At 73.6% G+C, this 6,543-nt stretch carries 6 protein-coding genes; 3 read left to right on the plus strand and 3 right to left on the minus strand.

The features are described 5' to 3' along the window. The first annotated feature begins 50 nt into the window (after nt 1-50). From DQW06_RS15205 to DQW06_RS15215, 3 genes are all read left to right on the plus strand, one after another. Nucleotides 51-632 carry a GNAT family N-acetyltransferase gene (locus DQW06_RS15205; RefSeq protein ID WP_013155723.1) on the plus strand — a complete coding sequence of 194 codons (582 nt, stop codon included), beginning with the start codon at nt 51-53 and terminating at the stop codon, nt 630-632. 61 nt (nt 633-693) lie between these two features. After that, complete coding sequence (lanKC, locus tag DQW06_RS15210; protein WP_117198737.1) at nt 694-3,213, plus strand: class III lanthionine synthetase LanKC; 2,520 nt, start codon at nt 694-696, stop codon at nt 3,211-3,213. A gap of 81 nt (nt 3,214-3,294) precedes the next feature. Beyond that, nucleotides 3,295-4,020, plus strand: a complete 726-nt coding sequence (locus DQW06_RS15215; RefSeq protein WP_071623069.1) for a class I SAM-dependent methyltransferase — start codon at nt 3,295-3,297, stop codon at nt 4,018-4,020. 6 nt (nt 4,021-4,026) lie between these two features. Here DQW06_RS15215 and DQW06_RS15220 read toward each other — a convergent pair whose 3' ends face one another. From DQW06_RS15220 to DQW06_RS15230, 3 genes are all read right to left on the minus strand, one after another. After that, the gene (locus tag DQW06_RS15220; RefSeq protein WP_013155726.1) at nt 4,027-4,791 is read right to left on the minus strand and encodes a DUF4429 domain-containing protein; all 765 of its coding nucleotides are present in this window, start codon (nt 4,789-4,791) and stop codon (nt 4,027-4,029) included. A gap of 22 nt (nt 4,792-4,813) precedes the next feature. Further along, nucleotides 4,814-5,818 (minus strand): ATP-binding cassette domain-containing protein, encoded by a 1,005-nt coding sequence (locus DQW06_RS15225; RefSeq protein ID WP_071623070.1) that lies wholly within the window; start codon nt 5,816-5,818, stop codon nt 4,814-4,816. 73 nt (nt 5,819-5,891) lie between these two features. Next, on the minus strand, nt 5,892-6,543 hold a 652-nt coding region (locus tag DQW06_RS15230; RefSeq protein WP_232833029.1), incomplete at its 5' end, for a GNAT family protein.

Raw genomic sequence — 6,543 nt, forward strand, 5'->3', positions numbered from 1 at the left:
CGGCGGGAGGGGGGATCCGCGCCTCGGCGCGGACACTAGGGTGTGGCGCCATGCTCACACTGCACCTGGAGACCCCGCGTATCAGGTTCGGTCCCATCGCCCCGGAGAAGGTCGGAGAACTCTACGACCTCCTCGTGGAACTGGGCCTGGAAAGCCTTCCGTCACGAGACGCCTTCATCGAGTCCTACCACTCGGTGGCCAAGCGCTTCGTCGACGTATTCGAGATCCAATTCCGCAGTACGGGCGAGGTCCTCGGTTTCGCGTCGATTCGCGAACACGATCCGGCGGGGCACGTGAAACTGGGCATCTTCATGCGCACGGACCGTCTTCCCGTGGGTGTGGGGGCCGAGTCCATGATGATGCTCGTCAACTACGCCTTCGCCCACTGGGATTACCTGCGGAAGGTATACGTTCTGACGACGGACGCGAGTCTGGGGAAATTCGGTTCGGCGCTCGCCACCACCCCCCGGGAGGCGTCCCTCCCCCGGCACGTCTACTTCCAGGGCCGTTTGTGGGACCTGCACTTCTACTCGGTCTCCCGCGCCGCCTGGACCGCCAAGGGGGCGCCCATCCTCGACCGGATCGCGCGCGGACCGCGTTCGAGACGGTCCGAGGGCCCGGACCGCGGCTGAGCCGCCGCCCGCGAGCCGGACGCAGCACCCGCCACACCGCCCATCCCGGAGGGAAGCCCCCATGCTCGACCTGGTCGAGATGTACACGCTCGCGGACCCGTTGTTCTTCGAGGAGCCGAGCAGGCTCACGGACGACTCCCCCAACGCCCTCGTGGCCCCGGCGGACCTCTCCGTCACGAGGCTGGACCCGCCCCCGGGTTGGCGGCGCGAGCGCGACGGCCTGTGGCACGTCGTCTCCCCGGAGGCTCCGGACCTGCCCGAGCAGGGATGGAAGATCCACGTCTCGGCGACCGTGGACAACGCGGACGCGGTCTGCCGCGAGGTGTGGGACCACTGCACGGAGCACGGCCTGGTGTTCAAGTACCTGCTGAACAGGAACATCCTGGTCGCGGCCAACACCAAGTACGCCCCCCGGGCCTCCAGCGGCAAGCTGCTCACCGTCTACCCCCGCGACGAGGAGGAGCTGGAACGGACCCTGCACGCGCTCTCCGCGCGCGTGGGAGGGCAGCCGGGCCCCTACGTCCTGAGCGACCTGCGGTGGGACCGGGGGCCCCTGCACGTCAGATACGGCGCCTTCCGCCAGATGTGGTGCCTCGACGAGCACGGTTCCCGGGTCCCGGCGCTGCGCGGCCCCGACGGAGCGCTGGTGCCGGACCGCCGGCTGCCCTCGTTCACCCCGCCTCCCTGGGTGGTGCTCCCCTCCTTCCTCCAGCCGCACCTCGACGCCCGCTCCACCGGGGAGCGCGTGCCCTACCTCATCGACAGGGCCCTGCACTTCTCCAACGGCGGAGGGATCTACCTGGGACGCCGCGAGGAGGACGGGACCCGGGTCGTGCTCAAGGAGGCCCGTCCCCACGCCGGGCTCGACCGCGAGCTGCGCGACGCGGTGTCCCGCCAGACACGGGAGGAGGAGAACCTGCGGCGTCTGGACGGGGTGCCCGGCGTGCCCCGGTTCCTGGACAGCTTCACCCTGGGCGGCCACCGCTTCCTGGTCCAGGAGTACAAGGAGGGCCGGACCCTGGGCTCCTGGTGCGCCGTGCACCACCCCGGCGTCACCGAGGCGTACGCCGACGCGGACTCCCTCGCCGCCTTCACCGGGCGCGCCCTGCGCATCCTGGGCCGGTTGGAGGCCATCCTCGACGCCGTCCACGACCGCGGCCTGGTCTTCGCGGACCTGCACGCCAACAACGTGCTGGTGGACGAGGACGACGAGGTCTGCCTGATCGACTACGAACTGGCCTTCGACGCGAAGAGGGAGGGGCACCGGGCGCCGCTCGGAGCCCCCGGGTTCGCCAGCGCCGACCGGGTCGGCACCGCGGTCGACCGGTACGCCCTGGCCGCGACCCGCCTGTCGGTCTTCCTGCCCTTCTCCCGGATCACCGCCCTGTCTCCGCACAAGGCCGCGGAGCTGGTGGACGTGCTCCGCGAGCTCTACCCCGTCCCCCGCGAGTGGGCCGACGAGATCGAGCGCGAACTGGTCCCGGAGCGCCCGGAGGAGGCCCCCGGGCGCCCGCCCGTGTCCCTCGGCTCCGTCGCGGCGGGCATCACCGCCTCCGCGACCCCGGAGCGGACCGACCGGCTGTTCCCCGGGGACCTCCAGCAGTTCCTCTCCGGCGGTTACGGCGTGGCCCACGGCGCGGCCGGTGTCCTGTGGGCGCTGGAGCGCGCGGGCGGGGACCGCTTCCCGGAGCACGAGGAGTGGCTGGTCTCCGCCGCGCGGCGGCTGCGCTCCCCCGGCCAGGGCTTCTACGACGGCGTCAGCGGCCTGGCCTACGTCCTGGACCACCTCGGCCACCGCGACGAGGCCGACGACCTGCTGGAGCGCCACGCCGGGGACGAGTGCGGCGGGATCTCCCTCTTCTCCGGCATGGCGGGCGTGTGCGCCGCGCTGGTCCACCTCTCCCGGGGCGGCGCGGGCGACGCGCGCATGACCCGCGCCCTCGCCCTGGGCGGGCGGCTCTCGGAGGCGGTCGCGGAGGCGGAGGCGGCCACGGAGCCCCCGAGGCCCGGACGCGCGGGGCTCATGCGGGGATGGAGCGGCGTGGCCCTGGCCCTGCTGAACCTGTACCGGGCGACGGGGGACGGCCTCTGGCTCGACACCGCGGCGCGGGCCCTGCACCTGGACCTGGACCAGTGCGTCTCGGCCCCGGACGGCACCCTGCTGGTACGCGACCGCGGGGCGCGGGCCCTGCCCAACATCGACGCCGGGGGGCTGGGCGTCGCCCTGGTCGTCAAGGAGTTCCTGGAGCACCGCGAGGACGGGCGCTGCGCCGAGAGCCTCCCCGCGCTGACCCGTTCGTGCCACACCCTGCTGTACGCCCAGGCGGACCTGTTCCACGGCAAGGCGGGCCAGGTGGCGGCGCTGGCCCGGCTGGGCGGAGCGCCCGAGGCGCTGCGCTCCCGGATCGCCGAACTGGAGTGGTACGCCCTGCCCTTCCGGGGGCAGACCGCCTTCCACGGCGGCCGGGTGCCGCGGCTGTCGATGGACCTGGCCACGGGCGGAGCGGGCGTACTCCTCGCCCTGGCCGCCGCCGAGGGGGGCGGCCGGCCGTTCCTCCCCTTCTTCTCCGAGGCCCCCTAGGCCGCGGAACCGGACCGGACGGTCCGCGGCCGGGGCGTCAGGCGCCCCGGGTCCGCCGACCATGGACGAAGGACCGATCGGATGTACGACACCTACTACGCCGCCGTCTACGACGCGGTGATGATCCACCGGGGCAAGGACTACGCCGCCGAGGCCGACCGGATCGGCGAGATCGTCCGGGAGCGGCGGCCCGGCTCCGCCTCGCTGCTGGACGTGGCGTGCGGGACGGGCCTGCACCTGCGCGCGTTCGCGGAGCGCTTCGACGAGGTGGCGGGCCTGGACGGGTCGCGGGAGATGCTGGCGCTGGCCCGGGCGCGCGTCCCGGGCCTGCGGACCTGGTGCTCGGACCTGCGGGAGACGGCGCTGGAGGCGCGTTTCGACGCCATCACCTACCTGTTCGCCGTCCCGCACCTGGAGTCGGAGGCGGAACTGGCCGCCGTGGTCCGGTCCCTCGCGGACCACCTGAACCCGGGAGGGCTCCTCCTCCTGGAACCCTGGATCGGCCCGGACGGTTTCACGCCCGGGTACGTCTCACGGGACGTGGTGGAGGACGGCGACCGCACGATCATGCGCCTGTCCCACTCCGCCTCCGTGCCCGGGCGGCGCGACCGGATGTCGATCGTCGTGCACTACGCCGTGGCCGACCCCGCGGAGGGGCTGCGTCACGCCACCGAGTCGACGGAGATGTCCCTGTTCACCCCGGAGCAGTACACGGCGGCCTTCGAGGGGGCCGGGTGCGAGGCCGAGCACCTGAGGACCGAACCGTTCGCGCACGGGCTGTGGGTGGCCCGGCGCCGCGACGGCTGATCCGGCTCAGCGCTCCTCCCCCTCCGGCAGCGCGCGCCGGGCGGAGCCCCCGAGTTCCCCCCGCCGCGCCGACGGGTGGGGGAGCCGCGCGGCCACTGCCGTGGCCACCGCGGCCGTGGTCCCGCCCTCGTAGTCGCGGCCCCACTGGCTCCAGTGAACGGAGAAGGGGTCGTACCGGGGCTCGGTGCGGTCGCCGCGGCCGTCCGCCGTCACGAACCTCAGGCTGCCGTCGTGGCCGCCCGCCACGGAGGTCCACCGCACCTCGGCGATGTCCTCCAGCGCGAGCTGCTGGGGGCCCGCCGCGCGTTTGGCCGCCTCCGCCTTCCAGTTGGGCCTGATGTAGACGTGGGTCCCGTCGAAGACGACGGACGCGTCACCCGCCTCGGAACGCACCGGAGCCCCGGGGGCCCCGACCAGGTACCGGTCCGGGGCGCTCTCGGGGGGCAGGGCGGCGAGCTCCTCGGTGACGGTCTCGGCGAAGTACTCGGCCACCAGGACGCGGGAGCGGCCGACCCTGAGCTGGTACGGATCGCCCCTGCGGGCCAACAGGCCCCGGGTGACCTCGGTGAAGGGGTCGGCGCCCGGGCGGAGGTGCACCCGCAGGGTCCCGCCTCCGCGCCGGGGTTCGAGGACGACGCCCGCCAGCGCGGGCAGCGGCAGCGAGACCACGCCCAGGGCACGGCGCAGCTGGTGGGACCTGCGGCCCGGAGTGATCCACACGGCCGCGCCGTCGAAGGACCACGAGCCGTCGCGCGCGCTTACCTCAGCCATGCCGTCATCGTAGGGGGAGAGGTCACCGCCCGGCCCCCTCGACGGAGGGCTCGGCCCCCCGGCCGCGCTCCTCCGCGGGGGTGTTGATGCCCCGGCCGGTGTGGGCGAGGAAGACGTCGTCCAACGAGGGCGACCTGACCTGAACCGACGTGATCTCGGTGTCCGCCTCGGCGAACAGACGGGGGACGAACCGGCGCCCGTCGGCCACCGTGAACCAGACGGTGTCGCCCTCGACCACCGGGGCCGTGTCCAGGATCGACCGGAGCCGCTCGCAGAGCGCCCCGGGGTCGCGCGCGACGATCTCCACGCGGTCCCGCCCGATCCCCGCCTTGAGTTCGGCGGGGCTGCCGACCGTGACGATCTCACCGCCGTCGATGATGGCGATGCGGCCGCAGTTCTCCGCCTCCTCCAGGTAGTGCGTGGTCATGAGCACGGTGACGCCCTCGCGCTCGTTGAGCTCCCTGACCCGGTCCCAGATGGCCTCCCTGGAGCGGGGGTCGAGCCCGGCGGTCGGCTCGTCCAGGAACAGCAGGCGCGGGCCGTGCAGCAGCCCCCTGGCGATCTCCAACCGTCGCCGCATACCGCCGGAGTAGGTTCCCGCGAGCCTCTCCCGGTCCTCCCACAGGCCCACGTCCCGCAGGGCTCGGGAGACCCTCTCGTCGACCTCCCCCGGGGGCACCCCGTAGATCTCCGCGTGGAACCTGAGGTTGTACCAACCCGTCAGGTAGCGGTCGAGGGTCTGCTCCTGGAACACCAGGCCGATGCTGCGGCGCACGTCGGGCCGCTCCCGGACGATGTCGAAACCCGCGATCGAGCCCGTCCCGGAGGTCGGTGTGACCAGGGTCGAGAGCATGCCGATCAGCGTGGACTTGCCCGCTCCGTTGGGCCCGAGGAGGCCGAACAGCTCGCCGGGGGCCACGTCCAGGTCCACCCCCCTGACGGCCTCGACCTCACCGAAGCGCTTGGTCAGTCCGCGCGCGCGGACCATGGCCCGCGGGCCGGAGCCGTTCACCGACGTGTTCTCCAACAGTCCTCCGTACGTAGGGCGCCCCGTGTCGGGCGCGCGGACGCGGGCGCCCCGGCCCCGCGGGCCGGGACCCTCAGGCGGGGTCCGCCCGGCCGACGCGCCCGTCGACGAAACCGGTCCCGGTCCGCTCCCACGCGTCCCGGTAGACCGCGAAGACGCGGGCCGTGCGCAGTGTGCCCCCGACGAGCACGTACTCGGGCAGGGAGCCCTCCAGCCGGACCTCGACCCCGGTGCGGCGCAACGCGGAGGGGTCCTCCTCCAGGGTCCACAGGTAGAGCTTCCTGAGGTTCCACATGGAGAACGCGTAGTTGACGGTGAGCGCGTGGGCGTCGGTGGTGCCCCGCGGTCCCAGGACCGCCTCGTCCGCCGCCAGGGAGCAGCAGCCGTGACGCGCCTGGAAGTTGAACCCGTGCAGGGAGGCGTAGCCCGCGACGCGCCCGGAGCCCGGGACGCGCACGAGGAACTGCGCGCCGACCTGGTCGTACACGCCCGGCCACAGGGCCTCGAACACCTCGCGTCCGGGCACTCCGGCCACGCCGTGCCCGACGAGTTCGTCGTACACCCTGCCACCCCTCCTGGTGTCGGTGGGGTCGAGCACGGCGTCGGCGGAGCCGGTGTGGGGGAAGATCATCGGACACGACCTCTCGCGGGCCGGGTCGTACACGCCCGGCCGGACGTCGGGGAGAGCGCCGCGGAGCAGGACGCCACCGCGGCGCTCCCGTGGG

The organism is Nocardiopsis sp. TNDT3 (genome assembly GCF_003427465.1).
Lineage (GTDB): Bacteria > Actinomycetota > Actinomycetes > Streptosporangiales > Streptosporangiaceae > Nocardiopsis > Nocardiopsis dassonvillei.

Bases quoted from the DNA above. Each gene is read 5' to 3' on its own strand.
- DQW06_RS15205 (WP_013155723.1), top strand. From the start codon at position 51: ATGCTCACACTGCACCTGGAGACCCCGCGTATCAGGTTCGGTCCCATC.
- lanKC (WP_117198737.1), top strand. From the start codon at position 694: ATGCTCGACCTGGTCGAGATGTACACGCTCGCGGACCCGTTGTTCTTC.
- DQW06_RS15215 (WP_071623069.1), top strand. From the start codon at position 3,295: ATGTACGACACCTACTACGCCGCCGTCTACGACGCGGTGATGATCCAC.
- DQW06_RS15220 (WP_013155726.1), bottom strand. From the start codon at position 4,791: ATGGCTGAGGTAAGCGCGCGCGACGGCTCGTGGTCCTTCGACGGCGCG.